The 17,492-nt window shown below is 71.7% G+C and carries 14 protein-coding genes and 1 pseudogene; 1 reads left to right on the plus strand and 14 read right to left on the minus strand.

The genetic code is table 11. The features are described 5' to 3' along the window. Positions 1–36: 36 nt before the first annotated feature. The 14 genes from ACZ4XJ_RS00395 to ACZ4XJ_RS00460 form a co-directional block, all read right to left on the minus strand. The gene (locus ACZ4XJ_RS00395; protein WP_468494761.1) at positions 37–1,269 is read right to left on the minus strand and encodes an ATP-grasp domain-containing protein; all 1,233 of its coding nucleotides are present in this window, start codon (positions 1,267–1,269) and stop codon (positions 37–39) included. 140 nt (positions 1,270–1,409) lie between these two features. Then, positions 1,410–2,765 carry an LLM class flavin-dependent oxidoreductase gene (locus ACZ4XJ_RS00400; protein ID WP_362881271.1) on the minus strand — a complete coding sequence of 452 codons (1,356 nt, stop codon included), beginning with the start codon at positions 2,763–2,765 and terminating at the stop codon, positions 1,410–1,412. A gap of 48 nt (positions 2,766–2,813) precedes the next feature. Further along, positions 2,814–3,773 (minus strand): D-2-hydroxyacid dehydrogenase family protein, encoded by a 960-nt coding sequence (locus tag ACZ4XJ_RS00405; protein ID WP_468494762.1) that lies wholly within the window; start codon positions 3,771–3,773, stop codon positions 2,814–2,816. Further along, a complete protein-coding gene (locus ACZ4XJ_RS00410; RefSeq protein ID WP_468494763.1) occupies positions 3,745–4,773 on the minus strand; it encodes a mandelate racemase/muconate lactonizing enzyme family protein in 1,029 nt (342 codons plus the stop codon). Before ACZ4XJ_RS00410 ends, ACZ4XJ_RS00405 begins: the two co-directional genes overlap by 29 nt. Continuing rightward, a complete protein-coding gene (locus ACZ4XJ_RS00415; protein WP_468494764.1) occupies positions 4,770–6,149 on the minus strand; it encodes a DUF6025 family protein in 1,380 nt (459 codons plus the stop codon). The genes ACZ4XJ_RS00410 and ACZ4XJ_RS00415 overlap by 4 nt, the downstream gene beginning before the upstream one ends. Continuing rightward, positions 6,146–8,710, minus strand: a complete 2,565-nt coding sequence (acnA, locus tag ACZ4XJ_RS00420) for an aconitate hydratase AcnA (protein WP_468494765.1) — start codon at positions 8,708–8,710, stop codon at positions 6,146–6,148. Before acnA ends, ACZ4XJ_RS00415 begins: the two co-directional genes overlap by 4 nt. Continuing rightward, on the minus strand, positions 8,707–10,194 hold the full coding sequence (locus ACZ4XJ_RS00425) for a citrate/2-methylcitrate synthase (RefSeq protein ID WP_362881280.1): 1,488 nt from the start codon (positions 10,192–10,194) through the stop codon (positions 8,707–8,709). The genes acnA and ACZ4XJ_RS00425 overlap by 4 nt, the downstream gene beginning before the upstream one ends. A 39-nt stretch (positions 10,195–10,233) precedes the next feature. Further along, entirely contained in the window at positions 10,234–11,817 is a 1,584-nt protein-coding gene (locus ACZ4XJ_RS00430; RefSeq protein ID WP_468494766.1) for an amino acid adenylation domain-containing protein, read from the minus strand. 134 nt (positions 11,818–11,951) lie between these two features. Continuing rightward, positions 11,952–13,166, minus strand: coding sequence for an MFS transporter (locus tag ACZ4XJ_RS00435; RefSeq protein ID WP_468494767.1), 1,215 nt, complete (start codon positions 13,164–13,166; stop codon positions 11,952–11,954). A gap of 210 nt (positions 13,167–13,376) precedes the next feature. Beyond that, positions 13,377–14,048 (minus strand): response regulator, encoded by a 672-nt coding sequence (locus ACZ4XJ_RS00440; RefSeq protein ID WP_362881286.1) that lies wholly within the window; start codon positions 14,046–14,048, stop codon positions 13,377–13,379. After that, positions 14,045–14,887 carry a sensor histidine kinase gene (locus tag ACZ4XJ_RS00445; protein ID WP_468494768.1) on the minus strand — a complete coding sequence of 281 codons (843 nt, stop codon included), beginning with the start codon at positions 14,885–14,887 and terminating at the stop codon, positions 14,045–14,047. Before ACZ4XJ_RS00445 ends, ACZ4XJ_RS00440 begins: the two co-directional genes overlap by 4 nt. 275 nt (positions 14,888–15,162) lie before the next feature. Further along, positions 15,163–15,585, minus strand: a complete 423-nt coding sequence (locus tag ACZ4XJ_RS00450) for an AMP-binding protein (RefSeq protein ID WP_468495427.1) — start codon at positions 15,583–15,585, stop codon at positions 15,163–15,165. Continuing rightward, positions 15,567–16,115, minus strand: coding sequence for an AMP-binding protein (locus tag ACZ4XJ_RS00455; protein WP_468494769.1), 549 nt, complete (start codon positions 16,113–16,115; stop codon positions 15,567–15,569). The genes ACZ4XJ_RS00450 and ACZ4XJ_RS00455 overlap by 19 nt, the downstream gene beginning before the upstream one ends. Before the next feature lie 218 nt (positions 16,116–16,333). Further along, positions 16,334–17,176, minus strand: coding sequence for an endo alpha-1,4 polygalactosaminidase (locus tag ACZ4XJ_RS00460; protein WP_468494770.1), 843 nt, complete (start codon positions 17,174–17,176; stop codon positions 16,334–16,336). 159 nt (positions 17,177–17,335) lie between these two features. Here ACZ4XJ_RS00460 and ACZ4XJ_RS00465 point away from each other — a divergent pair. Next, a pseudogene (locus tag ACZ4XJ_RS00465) lies at positions 17,336–17,474 on the plus strand (AraC family transcriptional regulator); the annotation flags it as partial. Between the last annotated feature and the right edge of the window lie 18 nt (positions 17,475–17,492).

Below are 17,492 nucleotides of genomic sequence, written 5' to 3' on the forward strand. Positions count from 1 at the left end.
GTGGTCCTTGTTCCTCTCGGGTGGGGGGCGGGTCGGCTACTTCCAGGCCGTGTTCTCGTTCCACCAGTCGATCGCCGCCATCAGGCGCCGGCGCGCGGAGTCCGCGGTCGGTCCCTCGACGAACAGGGAGGCGGCCGAGTCCAGGAGATGGGTCACGCCCTTGCCCTCGGAGCCCGCCTCCATCAGCAGCTCGAACCGGGTCCCGGGGACCGGGCACGTCCCGGCGGGGGGTACGAACTCCCCGTGTCCCGGGGGGAGCATGGCCCAGCCGACCAGGGCGGCCGGGGTCGAGGGCTGTTCCGTCAGGATCAGTTCGGCGCCGCACTGCCCCCGCAGGCCCTCGCGGGCGAGCTGGACCCCGAAGGCCCGCTCGTAGGCCTGCGCGATCAGCGCGCCGCCCGCCCGGCTGGCGATCTCGCACAGCACCGGGGCGTCGGCGCCGTCGATCCACGCCTCCAGGTGGAAGGCGAGCGGGTGGGGAGCCGCGGGCAGCGCCGCCACGACCTCGGCCGCCATGCGGACCAGTACGGCGGTGCGCTCGTCGTCGGCCGCCAGCATCACGCTGCCGAGGTGCAGTTCGTCGTGGATGCGCTCGGCGCAGCCGCTGGTGTACTGCGCGGGCCAGGCGTGCACGACCCGCCCGTCGCGCATGATGCCGTCGATGTGGAAGAAGTCGCCGCTGACGAAGGACTCGGCCATCCACTGCCCCGGCAGGTAGGGCACGTCCGAGGTCCGCTCCCCCGCCAGGAAGTCCGTGACGTCCTGCGGGCCGCGCAGCACCGACACGCCGGCGGCGCCGGCACCGAAGCGGGGCTTGACCACCACCGGGTACCCCTCGGCCTCCACGAAGTCCAGCAGGTCCGCGGGGCTGTCGAGCGGGGCGAACGCGGGAACCGCGATGCCGGCCGCCGCCACCAGTTGCTTCATCACGACCTTGTCCCGGTAGGCGGTCGCCGACGCGACGCCCTGGCCGGGCAGTCCGAGGCGTGCCCGCAGCCGGGCGGCCCGCAGCACGTCGTTCTCGCTGCTGCTCGCGACGAGGTCCACCCCGTGGCTGCGCGCGGCTTGCTCGGCCGCCCGTTCCGCGGACCAGGAGTGGTAGTCGTCGACGATCAGGTGCTGGGGGAAGTGCTCGGCCAGCACGTCCTGCGCGCCCGTCACCGCTTTGGGCATCGTCACCAGCACGATGTCGTCCGCGGTGTGGTCCAACCAGTCGTGCAGCGGGCGCGTGGCGAGCGGCTGGCGGGAGAGCAGTAGCACTTTCGGCATGGTTCAGGTCCTCGCTGGGATGACTGGGATGAGTGGGTGACGGGTCGCGGCCCTGCCGGTCCGGGTGCGTGGCGCGGTCCTGCCGGTGCTCGTGCCGGTACTGCCGGTGCTCGTCCCGGTCCTGTCGGTGCTGGGGCCGGTCACCGGCCGGTCCTCGCCGCCGCTCCGAGGGACGGGCGGGGCAGTCCGAGGTTCTCCCGGAGCGTGGTGCCCTCGTACTCGGTGCGCACCAGCCCGCGGCGCCGGAGTTCCGGCACGAGGAGGTCGACGATCGCGTCGAGCCCGCCGGGGTGGTAGTCCGGCATGATGTTGAACCCGTCGGCCGCTCCGTTCGCGAACCAGTCCTCCAGCTGGTCGGCGATGGTGTCGGGCGTGCCCAGCAGGAAGCGGTGGCCGCGTCCCGCCGCTACCGCCAAGTACAGCTCGCGGATGCTGAGGCCCTGGCGCCTGGCCTGCTCGTAGATCGTCTGCTGCTTGCTGGTGCTGCCCTCGATCGCGGGGAGTTCCGGCAGCGGTCCGTCCAACGGGTAGCCGGAGAGGTCGACCATGCCGAGCTGGTACGAGAGCATGCCCAGGCCCACGACCGGGTCGACCAGCGCCTGCAGGGTCTCGTACTTGTCCTCCGCCTCGGCGAGGGTGCGGCCGACGACGATGAACACGCCGGGCAGCACCTTCACGTCGTCCGGGTTGCGGCCGTGGTCCGCGACCCGGTCCTTCAGGCCGCGGTAGTACGCCTGCGCCGATTCGAGGGTCTGCTGCACCGTGAAGACCACCTCGGCCCAGCGGGCGGCGAAGTCCTGGCCGTCCGGGGAGGAACCCGCCTGGACGATGACGGGGTAGCCCTGGGGCGGGCGGGCCAGGTTGAGCGGACCCTTGACCGAGAAGTGCTCTCCCCGGTGGCCGAGGATGTGCAGCTTCTCGGGGTCGAAGAAGCGCCCGGACTCCTTGTCGTAGAGGAAGGCGTCGTCCTCCCAGCTGTCCCACAGGCCGGTGACGACCTCCATGAACTCGCGCGCGCGGTGGTAGCGCGCTGCGTGCTCGGGCTGTCGGTCCAGGTTGTAGTTCTTGGCCTCGGCGTCGGTGGCGGAGGTGACGACGTTCCAGCCGGCGCGGCCCGCGCTGAGGTGGTCCAGGGAGGCGAACTGCCTGGCGACCGTGAACGGCTCGTTGTAGGTGGTCGACGACGTGGCCGTCAGACCTATGTGGGTGGTGTGGACGGCGAGCGCGGAGAGCAGCGTCATCGGTTCGAAGTGGACCATGCGGCCCTGACGGCTGAGTTCGTCGGCGTCCTTGTACTTGGTGCGGACGCCCGCGCCGTCGGACAGGAAGACCATGTCGAACTTTCCGCGCTCGGCGGTCCGCACGAGCGAGCGGTAGTAGTCGAAGTCGAGGCCGCCGTCGGGGCGGGCCTCGGGATGGCGCCAGGCCGCGACGTGGTGGCCGGGCGCGGGCAGGAAGGCGCCGAGCTTCATCATGCGGCGGGGTGTGCTGCTCACCGGTGGTTCTCCAAGGGGACGGGCGGGGCTGGTCAGGAGGGAAGGGCGTCAGCCGAGGCGACGGACGGGCGTGCCGGCGAGGTGGGCCTCGATGTTCTCGACCGCGTGGCCGTAGTACGTGCGGTAGTTGGACCGGGACACGTAGCCCAGGTGCGGTGTGGCCAGCAGCCGCGGAGCGGTGCGCATCGGGTGGTCGGCGGGCAGCGGTTCGGTGTCGAAGACGTCGACGCCGGCGCCGGCGATGCGCCCGGTGTGCAGCGCGTCGAGCAGCGCGTCCTGGTCGACGAGGCCGGCGCGCGAGGTGTTCACGAGGTAGGCCGTCGGCTTCAGGAGGGCCAGCTCGGGGGCTCCGAGCAGGCCTCGGGTGCGGTCGCCGAGCACCAGGTGCAGGGAGACGAAGTCGCTGTCGGTGAGGAGTTCCTCCTTGGAGGAGGCTGCCCGGACGCCGACCTCGTCGGCGCGTTCCTTGGTGAGGTTCTGGCTCCAGGCCGTCACCTCCATGCCGAAGGCCAGGCCGACCTGCGCGACCTTGCTGCCGATCTTGCCGAGCCCCAGCAGGCCCAGGCGGCGGCCGTGCAGGTCGGCGCCGACGGTGGACTGCCAGGGACCGCCCCCGCGCAGGGCGTTGTTCTCGGTGACGATGCCGCGGGCGAGGCCCAGCAGCAGCGCCCAGGTCAGCTCCACCGGCGGGGTGGACGCGCTGCCCGTGCCGCACACGGTGACGCCGTGCCGCTCGGCCGCCGCGTAGTCGATCACGGAGTTGCGCATGCCGGAGGCGATCAGCAACCGCAGCTTCGGCAACCGCGCCAGCAGGGAGGCCGGGAACGCCACCCGTTCGCGCAGTGTCACGATGATGTCGAAGTCGACGACGGCCGCGACCAGTTCGTCCTCGGTCCCGAAGTGCCGCGAAAATCCCGTGACGTCGACCCGGTCCAGTACGGGGCTCCAGTCGGCCACCGTCGTGGCGACGTCCTGGAAGTCATCGAGCACTGCGCAGCGCAGCCGCATGTCGGTCCTCTCGGTAGGGGGTTTCACGGGGTGCGACGCCGATGCCGGGCGTCGTCGGCAGGGCGAGCCGGCCGTGATCGACGCGTACGCCGGTGAACGGGTCGTCGCGGAGCAGGAGGGGGCCGTCCAGGTCGAGGTGATCGACGAGTCCGGCCAGCTGCGCCATGGCGGTCGTACCGAGGACGCTCTCCACCTTGGAGCCGAGCATGACCCGCAGCCCGCAGCCGCGGGCCAGTGCGATCATGTCGCGGGCGCGCGCGAGACCACCGCACTGGCCGAGTTTGATGTTGATGCCCGCGACCCGTCCGCTCAGCCTCAGGACGTCCTCGGGGCCCTGGCAGTCCTCGTCCGCGAAGACCGGTACGGGAGAGCGCTCGTGGACGTGGCGCAGGCCGTCCGGGGACCCGGGGGCGACGGGTTGTTCGAAGATCTCGACGCCGTGCCGGTGGATCTCCTCCGCGACCCGTAGGGCCCGGTCGGGGGGCCAGGAACCGTTGCCGTCCACGCGGATGCGGCCGTCGTAGACCGAGCGGAGCACCTCCACCCGACGGCCGGTGTCCTCGGGGGTGAGTTTGAGTTTGAGGATCGGCCAGTGCGCGAGCTCTTCGGCCCTGCGGACGAGTTCGGCGTCCGGACAGGCTCCGATGGACCTCGCGGTGGGTTCCGCCGGCAACCCGTCCAGGCCGAGGAGGCGGTACAGGGGCTGCCCGCAGGCCTTGCCCAGCAGGTCGTGGAGCGCCATGTCCACGGCGGACAGGGCCGCGGGGCCCACGTGTGCCAGCCGGTCCAGCACCGCGCGCAGGGCGAACGGGGAGGCGCCGGCCAGTACGGGTGCGCAGGCGTCCAGGTCCGCGGGAGCGGCGCTGCGGGCGGTGCCGAGCCCGACCATCCCCTCCCAGGTCAGCGTCACGATGCTCTGGCGCACCCGGGTGGTCGAGCCGGTGTTGCTGAGGAAGGGCTCCTTGAGGGCGATGACGACCTCGTGGTGGGCGAGTTTCATCCCAGCACCTCCTCGAACGCCGCCACCGCGGCGCACGCCTGGCGGAAGGTGAGGGAACGGAAGCCCTCGGGCTCCACCGGCACGGAGGGTTCGCGGACGTCCCCGTCGGCGGGCACCCCTGCCCAGCTGCGGAACCGGCTCCGCAGGTACGCCGACAGGTCGTCGCGGTGCTCGTCCAGCCAGGTCAGTGTCGTCGCGTGGGCGTCCTCGGGCGCGGCTCCCGACACGGCTCGGAACAGCCCGGCGAGGCGTTCGGCGTCCGCCTCGGCCGTACTCGGCGGGCACAGCATGAACACCTGCGCGGGGAGCAGGACGAACGCGGTCGGGTTCACCACGTCGAAGTGGCGTACCAGTGGATCGGTGATGGCCCGCAGCGAGCGGACCATGCTGCGCCGGGTCAGGTAGCCGCTCCTGCGGGGCGGACAGCCGGCCATGGCCCGGGCGCCCCAGTGCAGGTGGGTGATGAAGGGGTGCTCCGGAGTTCCGACCCCGGTGTCGGGGTGGTGGGTGTCCAGGAGTCCGAACAGCACGTTGGTGAGCTGCAACGACATCACGGGCAGCACGGGTGGCAGGTCGGGCATCCGGTCGAAGAACTCCCGCGGTCGCACCAGGGCGCGCACCGTCAGCATCGTCGCCTCGGCGAGGGCGCCGGCCGAGGGGTAGCGGAAGCCGTCCAGGACGAATCCGTCGCCGTCGGCCCGCAGGTCGCTGCGGTCGACGCGACCGTCGAGGCGTACCGCGTGACCGATCAGTTCGACGAGCGCCTGGTTGCGTTCCCGTGTCCGCGCCTGCTCGATGAGCAGGGTGAGCATGTCCGTGACGCGGGGGCCGTTGTCGGTGATGACGGCGGCCCACTGGACGAAGCGGTAGCCCGGGACGGCGAGCATCCGCCGCCATTGCAGTTCGGCCAGCGGGACGAGCTGCCCGTCCACCTCCGTCTGCACCAACGGGCAGAACAGCGGCTCGGAGCGGTCACGGCGGACGAAGGCCGTGCCGTCCCAGGTGAACAGCGGCAGCACCTGGCGGCGGCCCCGGTCGATGACCGAACCGGGCTGGTAGGCCTCGTCGCCCCCCGGGGTGTCCGCCTCGGTGCGGGTGAATCCGTAGACCATCGGGTAACCGTAACCACCGCCGCAGACGGCCGTGTTGAAGTCCATGGGACCGGAGCGGCCCGCCACGATGTCCTGCCAGTTGCCCAGGTGTCCGGTGCGCGGGGGCAACAGGCCCGGCTCCTGGTCGAGGACGTCCAGGACGGTGCCGATGGGTACGTCCCGGGTCCCGACGTGGACCGGCACGAAGGTCTTCGTGCCGGCGGTGAGCGCGTCGGTGTCGAGCGCGCCGCGCAGCCCGAGCCGGTCGAGGAGGTGCACGCTCACCGCGCGCCCTCCTCGGCGCGCATCCGCCCGAGCAGGTACGGGAGCGTCCCGCCGGCGAGGAGGACCTCCCACTCCCCCGCCGACTGCACGTCGGCGCGTACGGTGAAGGACGTCTCGTCGGCGCCGACCCGTACCCCGCCGGTCTCCCGTACCCGGTCGAGGTCCAGGGAGTACTCCTCGCGCCCGGTGAGGCCGAGGTCCGCCCAGCCCTGACCGTCGGGCAGCAGCAGCGGGAGGATGCCCATCGCGCACAGGTTGGCCCGGTGGATGCGTTCGAAGCTTTCGGCGAGCACGGCTCGTACGCCCAGCAGCCAGGGTCCCTTGGCGGCCCAGTCGCGCGAGGATCCCATGCCGTAGCTGCGGCCGGCGAGGACGATCAGCGGGGTTCGGGTGGCGGCGTAGCGTTCGGCGGCCTCGAACACGGGCAGGCGTTCCCCGTCGGGCAGGTGCAGCGTCGTGCCGCCGCCCTCGCCCTCGCCGACGAGTCGGTTGCGCAGCCTCGGATTGCTGAACGCGCCCCGGGCCATGACCTCGTGGTTGCCGCGGCGGGACCCGTAGGAGTTGAAGTCGCGGACCCCGTGCTCCGTGAGGTGCCGGCCGGCGGGCGAATCGGCCGGAATGGCGCCGACCGGGGAGATGTGGTCGGTGCTGACGTCGTCGCCGAGGGCGAGCAGGGCGCGGGCGCCGGTGAGCGAGCCGAGCGCCGGGGCCGGGTCCACGTAGGTGGGCGGCTTGATGTAGGTGGAGTTCTCGTCCCAGGGGAACACCGTGCCCCGCGGTACCGGGACCGCGTCCCAGGAGGAGCCGGGTTCCTCGTCCCGCGCGAACACCTCCGGGGTGACGAACGCGTCCTCCAACTGCTGGAGTTCGCTGCTGTGGGGCCACAGGTCGCGCAGGTGGAAGGGGTTGCCCTCCGGGTCGGTGCCGAGCGGTTCGTTCTCCAGGTCGGCGTGCACGCTGCCGGCGAGCGCCAGGGCGACGACCAGCGCCGGGGAGGCCAGGTAGCCCGCGCGTACTTGGGGGTGTACGCGGGCCTCGAAGTTCCGGTTGCCGCTGAGGACGGCGGCCACCGTCAGCCCGGCCCGGTCGACGGCTTCCCCGACACCGGGGTTGAGGGGGCCGCTGCCGCCGTTGCACGTCATGCAGCCGTATCCGGCGACGTGGAAGCCCAGTGTCTCCAGGTCCGCGAGGAGTCCGGAGTCCCGGAGGTAGCGGGTCACGGCGCGGGAGCCGGGCGACAGGCTCGTCTTGACGTGCGCGGGGACGGTGAGGCCGCGCTCCACCGCGCGACGGGCCAGCAGTCCGGCTGCCAGCATCGACTTGGGGTTGGACGTGCTGGTGCACGAGGTGATGGAGGCGATCACCAGGTCGCCGTCGCGCACCCCGTCCTCGGTGCGGACCTCGCCGGGGTGCACCGCGGCGAAGGACGCGGGCAGTTCCCCGAGGGAGATCCGCTGGTCGGGCCTGCTGGGGCCGGCGAGGCTAGGGCCGACCGCGGCGAGGTCGAAGTCGATGGTCCGGCCGAACACCGGCTCCGCGCCGTCGCGCAGGAGGCGCTGGCGGCGACAGTAGTCCCGTACGCGGGCCACCGCGGTCCCGGATCGGCCGGTGCGGCGCAAGTAGTCCAGGGTTTCGTCGTCGACCGGGAAGAAGGCGGTCATCGCCCCGTACTCGGGTGCCATGTTGGCGATCGTGCAGCGGTCGGCCGCGGTGAGCTCGGCGACGCCCGGGCCGGTGAACTCCAGCATCAGGGCGCGTACGTTCTCCTCGCGGAGCCTGCGCGTCAGGGTCAGCACCACGTCGGTGGAGGAGGTGCCGGGACTGACCGCTCCCGTGAGCCGGACGCCCACGATCTCCGGTACGCGCAGCGGCTGGGCCAGGCCCAACATCTGCGCCTCGGCCTCCAGACCGCCGACGCCCCAGCCCAGCACGCCGAGGCCGTTGACCATCGTCGTGTGGCTGTCGGTACCGATGACGGTGTCCGGGAGGAGGACGCCGTCCGGGCCTTGCGCGACGATGGTGGCGAGCTGCTCCAGGTTGACCTGGTGGACGATGCCGCGCCCCGGAGGCGTGACGCGCAACCCTTCGAAGGAACGTTCCGCCCATTTCAGGAACGCGTAGCGCTCCTGGTTCCGCTCCATCTCCAGTGCCTCGTTCAGGGCGAGCGCGTCCGGGCGGCCCGCCCAGTCGGTCTGGACGGAGTGGTCGACGACGACGTCGATGGGCAGGGCGGGATTGACCCGGTCGGGCTCGGCCACCCGGTCCCGCAGGACGGCCAGGTCCACGAGGAGCGGAATGCCGGTGTAGTCCTGTACGAGGATCCGCGCGGGCCTGAAGGACATCTCCAGGCCGGGTTCCTCGCCGCGGGCCAGCCGCTTGCCCAGCAGCGCGGCCCGTTCGGGATCGCCGGAACGCAGCAGGGATTCGAGGAGTACGCGTCCGCTGTAGGGGACGGCGCCGAGGTCGAAGCCGTGGTCCGCCGCGAAGGCCGGCAGGTCCACCGGTACGTTCCCGCCGGCCGGTCCCCGGGGCCCGGTCGTTCCGGGGGCCCTGTCCGTCATCGTTCCTCCACGTTCCGGTACGTCCGACCGTGCGGCCCCGTGTAGGACAGCAGCGGACGGATCAGCACGTTGTTCGCCTGCTGCTCCAGGGCTTGGGCCACCCATCCCGGCGTACGTCCCACGACGAAGAGCGGCACCGCCAGGTCGTCGGGCAGGCCGAGCAGCCGGTAGGCGAGCCCGGCGTAGAGGTCCACGTTGGCGGCGACTCCGTGCCGGCCGTAGGGCCGCATGGCCCGGGCCACCGCGTCGAGGATGTCGAGGCCGCGGCGGTCGCCGCGCTCCTCGCTCAGCTCCACGACCGTGTCCCGCAGGTGCCGTACGCGCGGGTCCTCCGTGCGGTAGACCCGGTGACCGAACCCCATCACCGGTTCGCCGCGGCCCTGGAGCGCGGCCACGTGCGCCTCGGCGTTCTCGGCGGAACCCACGTCGTCGATGAGGCCGACGACGCGCTCGGCGGCGCCGCCGTGCACGGATCCCGCGAAGGCGGCGACGGCGGCGGTGAGCGCGGCCGTCATGCCGGCCCGGCAGCCGATGGCGACGCGGGCGGTGAAGGCCGACGCGTTGGAGCTGTGGTCGGCGTGGACGATGAAGCCCTTGTCGATGAAGCGGACCGCGGCCGGGGAGGGGCGTTCCCCGAGCAGTACGGTGAGGAAGGCCTCGGCGTGCGAGGCGTCCTCGGCCGGCTGCAACGGTTCCCGCCCGCTGCGGAGGGCGTGGTGGGCGGCGACGATCATCGGGATCCGCGCGATCAGCTCGATTCCGGCGGCCCGCGCCTCGACGTAGCTCTCGTCGGTTCCGGGCGTCCGACGGGGTCCGAAGGCCCCGAGGGCCGAGACACAGGTGCGCAGCACTTCCATGGGGTGCGCGTGCGCCAGTGCGCGGATCAGGTCGAGGACGGGCGCCGGCAGGGCCCGGGCGGCGGCCAACTGTTTGCGGAAGACCTCCAGGGACGCGACGTCCGGCAGCTCGCCGTACACGAGGAGGTGAGCCACCTCCTCGAACGAGGCGTGCCCGGCGAGGTCGTGGATGCTGTAGCCGCGGTACTCCAGCACTCCTTCGGCGCCGTCGATGTGGGTGATGGCGGTGTCGTCGAACACCACCCCCTCCAGGCCTCGGTGCGGGGTGTCCCGGAGAGGTGCGGTGACCGGCCCCGGGCGTTCGGGAGCCGGTGTGACGGCGTCGTCGCCCGCGAGGGCGTGACCGGCGACGAACTCGCGGATGGCCGCCACCGAGCGGAGCGTCAGGATGAGTTCGTCGTCGACCTCGACGCCGTACTCCCCCTCGACGGCGACCATCAGCGACACGTGTCCGAGGGAGTCCCACTCCCTGATCGACTGGTATTCGAGTCCTTCCGTGACGCGGTCCTCGGAGATGCCGAGGGTCCGGGCGATGAGTCGCTCGACGTGGCCCACGTCGTTGCTCACATCGTCGTCGCTCACATCATTGCTGCTCACGTCGTTGCTGCTCACGTCGCTGGTGCTCACGTCGCTCGCCTTTCCCTTCCTGCGCGGTCATCGGTCATGTCAGGTACGTGCGGGGGCCGTCTCGTCGAGCCACCGGCGCAACGCGGCGCGGTCGACCTTCCCGTTGCCGTTGACCGGCAGTTCCTCGGCGACGCGCACCGAGCGCGGCACCATGTAGGCGGGCAGCGCGGCGTCGCACGCCTCGGTCAGCGCGCCCGGGTCGACCTCCCCGGTCACCACGGCGGTGAGGGTGTCCTGGTCCGGCCACAGCATCGCGGCGGCCTCCACGGCGCCCGCTCGGCGCAGCACGGCCTCGATCTCGCCCAGTTCGACGCGGTGGCCGCCGACCTTGATCTGCTGGTCGTTGCGGCCGAGGCAGACGTACTCGCCGGCCTGGAGCCGTACGAGGTCCCCGGTGCGGTAGTAGGTACGGCCCTGGTGGGCGAAGTACCGTTGCGCGGTGAGTTCGGGGTCCCGCCAGTAGCCGGGAGTGGTCTGCGGGCCGGCCACGCAGAGTTCCCCGCTCGTACCGTCCGGCACCGGAACGAGCCGCTCGTCCACCACCAGCGTGCTCAGGCCGGGGTAGGGACGGCCGATGGGCACGTTGTCGTGGACGCAGGCGTCCGGACCGGTCGTCGGATCCCAACGGTGCACGGTGCAGGCGATGGTGAGTTCCGTCGGCCCGTACAGGTTCTCCACGACCGACCCCGGGGCCGCGGCCTGCCAGGCCTCGGCGGAGGCCCGCGGCAGCGCCTCCCCGCAGAACAGGCTCCACCGCAGGGTGGGCATGGTCCCCGGTCCCAGCACGCCGCGCTTGCGGAGCACGGCGGCCACGGAGGGCACCGAGAACCAGACGGTGATCCCGTTGCGCTCCAGGTACTTGAACGGCGCCAGGATTTCGAGGGGGTCCATCGCGCAGAGCCGTGCCCCGTTCTCCCAGGCCATGAAGAGGTCGAAGACGGACAGGTCGAAGGTCTGGTCGAAGGTCTGGGTCAGCCGGTCGTCCGGCGTCAGTCGGTAGCGCGCCTGGTTGGCTTCCAGGAAGGCGCCCACGTTGCCGTGGGTGACCGGAACCCCCTTGGGCACGCCGGTGCTGCCGGAGGTGAAGAGCAGGTAGGCGATGTCGTCGGACGACACCGGCGGCAGGCCGCCCGGTTCCAGCGGAGCGGCCGTGGCGAGGTCGACCGCGTCCAGCACCCGAACGTCGTCGCCGAGGTCCCCCGCCCTGCCGCGCAGGGTGTCGGGCAGCAGCACGACCGGCTTGCGCGGCAGGCCGCGCAGCAGTCCGCCGAGGCCTTCCAACGACGCAGAGTCGACGATCAGGGCGTCGACGTCGGCGCGTTCGAGCATGGAACGCGTGCGGTCGGCCGGGAACTTGCGGTTGAGCGGGACGAAAGCGGCGCCCGCGAACAGTGCGGCGGCCACGCCCAGGTAGGAGGCTTCGCTGCGGTGGGCGAACACGCCCACCCTGCGGGGGCGGCCGCCGACGGCTTCGACGAGCAGGGCGGCCCACCGTCGTGCGGTGAGGGCGGTCTCCTCGTAGGTGTAGTCGCGGCGGCCGATGGTCAGGGCTACGCGGTCGGGATGCCCACTCGCATGGCGAAGCAGACCGGAGCCCAAACGCGTGTTCAATGCTGTGGTCATGGAAATCCGAATGCGTCGGTGACGGGACTCGGCCACGCTAGCAACGCGATTCCGCGCCGGCGCCTTTGCGCCGATGAACCTCTAGACCCTCTTGACGCACGAAAGAAGCGTTTTTCTCATTTATCTTTCCGGAATTACGCATTCAGGCGGTCGCCGCCGCGCTCGCGGACCCCCCTGGCGACGACTACCGGCATGGCCGCGCCCAGCAGGACGTACGACACGGCCAGGACGATCCAGCCGATGACCCCTTGTTCGATGATCAACCAGGTGAAGGCGGCCGGCGCCATGATCCTGCCCAGGTCGCCGCCCATCTTGTAGGTCCCCTGGTACTGGCCCTGCGCGTGATCGGGGGCCAGACCGAACACGATGGTCCAGCTCGCCGCCGCCTGCCGGATCTCGCCCAGGGCGTGGACCAGCGCGCCCAGGACGAGCAGCACGCAGGCGGTCACCGCCCCCGCTCCCCCGGTCAGCGCGAAGAGCCCGCAGGCGGCGGCAACGCACCCCGCGCCCTGCAGACCGGCCCAGGAGGCGGACCTGGGATCCTCGGTCCCCCGGACCGCCTTCGTCTGGAACGCGACGACGACAGCGGTGTTGACGACGAGGATCACCGCGCCCATCCACCGCGGCGCGTCGGTGTGCTGGATGACCCACAGCGGAAGCACGATGTCGATCAACAGCGCATGGGTGAGGAGCAGTCCGTCCAGCGCGGTGAAGAGCAGGAACGGTACGTCACGGAGCACCGCGAAGGCGGCACCGGCGGAGGCCGGAACCGGCGGCACCGGCGGTTCCTTGGCGGTGAGCAGGCCCGTGACGAGGAAGCAGAGCGCGGTGAAGAGGAGCGCGCCCCCGTATCCGACGGGAGCGCCCCAGGCGATCACGAGACCGGCCAGGCAGGCGCCGACCGCGACCGACGCGTTGATGGCGGCACGGATCTGCGCCGTGACGCGCACCCGGTCGATCCGCGGCACGTTGGCCGCGATCATCGCCTTGCGGGCGTTGTTCCCCGCCCGGTAGGCGAGTCCCTGCACGGACGTGACGACGAGGTAGGCCCAGAAGCCCTCGACCAGCAGGAGCACCGCGGTCAGCGGGGCGAGCGCGAGGAACGACCACATCTGGACCGTACGCGGCCCGGCCCGGTCGGCCAGGTGTCCGAGGGGAATGCTGGACAGGAGCACGAGCGCGGCCGCCACGCCGAGACTGATCCCGAGCTCACCCGGAGTGAGGCGGACGATCGTCACGGCGTAGAGCACGCTGATGGCTATCCACAGGCCTTGACCCAGGCTCATCACCATGGTGATGACGGCGAGCATCCGAGCCGGCCCGGGCGGGGGGAGGAGGCGGTTCAGCACCGATCGGCTTCCTGTCGCGTGATGGCGCCGAAGTCCGAACGGGAATTCCGGCCCGGGTTCCGAATCTGATGGTTCCTGGAGGCTAGGACATGACCGCGGGCGCACTCCGATTGTGACGACAAACCACTTTGACTGCGGAAAGCGGATAATTCCCATTGATCCAACGACCGCCGCGGATGAGCTCGGCCGATTCGGGCGCCGGAATGCGGTTCAGGCCCCGGAGTACATGTGCTCGGGCCGCCCGCTGTCGCCGTACCGGAGGGTCAGCCGCACCGAGCCGGTCTCCGACAGGAACTTCAGGTAGCGCTGAGCCGTCGAGCGGCTGATCCGGGCCCGCTCGGAGACCTCCTGCGCGGACACCTGCCGGTCCTCGGCCGACACGATGTGGGTGATCAGCTCGGCGGTGCGCTCCGAATACCCCTTGGGCAGGGCGCGGGACGCGGGGGGCGCGCGCAGGGCGCCGAGCGCCCGGTCGATGCGCGCCTGGTCCAGCTCGTCGGCGTCGTCGATCGCCGCGCGCAGCTGGGCGTAGGCTTCCAGCTTGCCGCGCAGGCTTTCGATCGTGAACGGTTTGACGAGGTAGTGCAGGACTCCCGCTCGCAGCGCGGCGCGCACGGAGGCGGACCGTCGGTCGGCCGTGACCATGATGACGTCGACGTCGAGTCCCAGCGCCCGGAGTTTGCGGGTGAGGTCCAGCCCGGTCTGGTTCGGCAGGTGCTGATCGAGCAGGATCAGATCGACGCCTCCCCGCTCGACGGCGGCGAGCGCCGGCGCCGCGCTGTGCGCGATCCCCGCGACCCGGAAGCCGGGGACCTCGGCCACGTAATGCGCGTTGATCTTGGCAACGTAGAAGTCGTCGTCGACGACGAGTACGTCGATCACCGGGCCTCCCCGCCCCGCCGACCGGACACGGACGGACGTCCGGAGGTCGGCATCGGCATCGGCATCGGCATGCGTACGGTGAACAGGCAGCCCCCGCCCGGGCGGTCGGCGACCGCGACCGAGCCTCCGTGCTCCTCGGCGATGGTCTTCACGAGTGCGAGTCCCAGGCCCCGGCGCTGCTCCGGCGAAGCGGGCTTGGTGGAGAACCCGCGGGTGAATATCCGGTTCCGCAGCTCGCCGGCGACGCCCGGCCCGTTGTCGGCCACGCACAGTTCGACGGCGCCCGCGGTGCCGGACCGGTTTTCGGATGCCGGTTCCTGACGGAGGGAGACCTCGATCCACGGATCGGTACCGGGGCCGTCCAACACGGCGTCCGTGGCGTTGTCGACGAGGTTGCCGAGTACGGTGACCAACGCTCCGGCCAGGTCCGGTCGGGTGGGCAGGTGGGAGCGGTCGCTGATCCCGAGCCGCACCCCGCGCTCGGTGGTGGCGAGCATCTTGCCCACCAAGTGGGCCCGGACCAGCGGGTCTTCGACCCGGTCGACGAGCTCGGAGATGCCGATGAGCGGGATGCCCGGCCACTCGGATGCCAGCTCGGGCCGATCCGACGCGTGCCGGGCGAGCTGGATGAGCCCGCGTAACGTGTGCAGCGCGTTGCGCCGCTCGTGCCGGCGGACCCGCGCGTCCGAGAAGTGGTGGCCGGCGGGCACGTTCAGCAACGCCCGCTGCAGGGACAGCAGGGCGTCGCCCGGAGCGTTGTGTGCGGGCGCCGTACTGACGCCCTGGTCGCGTCGCGCGGTTCGTGGCCGCTGACCGTCCGGGTATGTGCGGTGGATCATGTCGGGCCGCTTTCTTAGGACGTTTGCACCTGGTAGGTCCTGTCTCAATTTGATCCCGACCGGGTGAAGTTGAGCAAGATCCGACAAGCAAAGAGATGCCACGTATCGAGCGGAAGTCCAGCGGTGAAAGCCGCATGCCGGACATGACGCCGCACACCCCACGCGTGGACGGAACGCGGCCCGCAGGGCGGGGACACCCTGGTGAGCACGGTTCGCCGGCGCGCGCGCCGGGGCCGATCACCCCGATCCGGCGGCTTCTCACCTCACGCGCGGGGTCATCGACCGAACGCGCCGGTCAGCCATTGCTCGATCGCGCCGGCGGAGTACGTGGTCGGCACCCCGCCGAGGAGGGTGTACGGGTCGTCGGTACGGCGTAGTTCGGCGAGGACCTCCGGCACCGTGAACCGGGGTGGGATCATGGCGCTCGCCCCGGTCGCGGCCACTCCCACCACGCAGACCACCTGGCTCATGGCGTGGTGCAGCGGCAGGGGCCACAGCAGTCGGTCCTGCGGCGACAACCCGAGGACACCGACGAGCCCGGCCGCCACCGGCGCGAGGCGGTTGCGCTGGGTGAGCAGTACGCCCTTGGGGGTGCCGGACGAGCCGGAGGTGTGGAGCAGCCAGGCCACGTCGTCCAACCCGCGGTCGTCGGGGGCGGGTGTCGCCGGTTCGGTGCCGATCAGGTCCTGGTAGCGCAGCGGAACTCCGGCGGGGTCCTGCGGATGGTGCGGGACTGCCGGCTGCCCGGGCCCTCCATGGGTCGGCGTCCTGGGGCCGTGGTGCGGCGCCGCCGCTCCCCTGCGGGTCTCCCGTCACCACCACGGTCGGTTCGGGGGCGGGCCGCCGGCAGCGTACGTAACCGCGTGGGCCAGATGGGGTCGGTGATGACCACGCGGGCGCCGCTGTCGTCCAGCAGGTGCGCCAACTCCGCTTCCGTGCACGCCCGATCGAGGGGAACGCCCACCGCGCTCGCCCGGGTGATCGCGAGCAGGCTCTCGACCGCCTCGACGCGGTTACCGAGCAGGATCGCCACCCGCTCCCCCCGCGCCACGCCGAGCCCCGCCAGATGCCCGGCCAGGCGCCCGGTCCTGCGTTCGAGCTCCCGGTAGGTCAGCCGGGTCCGGCGGTCCTGGAAGGCGACCTTGTCCCCGCGGCTCCGGGCGTGCTCCCGCAGCAGTTGCGGGAGCGGCCTGACGACGTCGGCCCCTGTGCCCACCTGATCACTCATCTGCTCGAAACCTCTTGAGTGGACGTGGTTGAGGATGCCGGGAGGGCCCACGGGGTTGCTTCAGCGGAGGGTCGCATTCCCCCCTCGTAGTCGTCCGCGGCCGGCGGGCCGCGCCGGGACCGTCACCGGAACCGGAGTGCCGGACCGTACCTCCGGCGGTCGGCTCCCGGGTTCCGGTGACGGTGGGCGGGGCCCCAGAGGGGTGGGTGCCCCGCGGTTCAGCAGGCGCGGTAGCGGTAGCCCCGCTCGCCGGCGGCGGAGACGTGGAGGTCACGCTGGACGATCGCGAGCTTCGATCCCCAGGCGGAGCAGGCCCGGTCGTAGCCGGCGTTCTCGTACTCGATGACGAAGACGCGGTTGGCGTAGGCCTTCGCGAAGTCCCCGCACTCGTTGTACTGGCCGCATTGCTCGGCGACCGCGAAGTCGAAGCCGATCTTCGTCCGGTCGGAGAGCATCTCGGCGGTGTTCTTCTGGCCGATGGCCAGGCCCTCGGCGTGCGCGCGGTCGGCGAGGAGCTTGGCGAAGGCGACGTTGTGCGACGGGGTCAGGCGGTTCCCGGAGCGGGAGAAGGAGTCCAGGTTGTCGGGCTCCACCGCCTGGAAGCCGGTGCGCGCACAGCCCTTGATCCACTCACCGACGACCTTGGCGAGTCGGGTGCGCTTGTCGGCCGAGGAGGTGTCGAGGAGCGCCTCGCCCCAGTCCTCGTCGAGGACCGGACGCTTGGCGGAGTCCCGCAGCACCAGGTCGGGGTGGTTCTTCTGCCACCAGCCGAGGGCGTCGGGCTGGGTCTGGAAGGCGTTGACGTAACAGATGTTGTAGAGGCCGATCGCCGGCCGGGCGGACCGGTCGCGGGAAACGACCTTCACTCCCCTGGGGGGCGTGTACGCGCCCCCGATCTGGTAGTCGAAGGCCGCGTTGGCGGCCGGCAGCCGGGGGGCGGCGGTCTGTCCCGCGGCGGCCTGCGCGAGGGTCAGACCCGCTCCGACGGCCAGGACGACGCCGGCCGCGCCGGCGGCCGTCGACTTGCGGCGCAGGAAGGGGGTTGCGGAGTGCTTCGGCACACGTTCTCCAGTGCGAGATGCGATGAGGTGTTCGCATCCTGCGCGAGCGACCGTGCGGAATTCATGAAGCGGAGCCCCGACCACGCACGGATCGCCCTCCGTGGGCCGGAGGTTGCTCCGTGCGGTCGAGTGAGAACCGGACCAGGGTGCCGCCGCGGGCGGGACGTGTTCACCCAGTGGTTCTCCTCGAACCCGTACGTGAGCCGGCCCGGCCCGGAGCCTTGCGGACGCGGCCCGTGGAGATCGGGCGCGGACCGCGTCCCAGCTGTGGGTCCCGGTCGAGCGAGTCGGCGGTGGCGCCGCGGTGCAGGTGACG

The sequence above is a fragment of the Streptomyces sp. NPDC029836 genome (genome assembly GCF_055574495.1).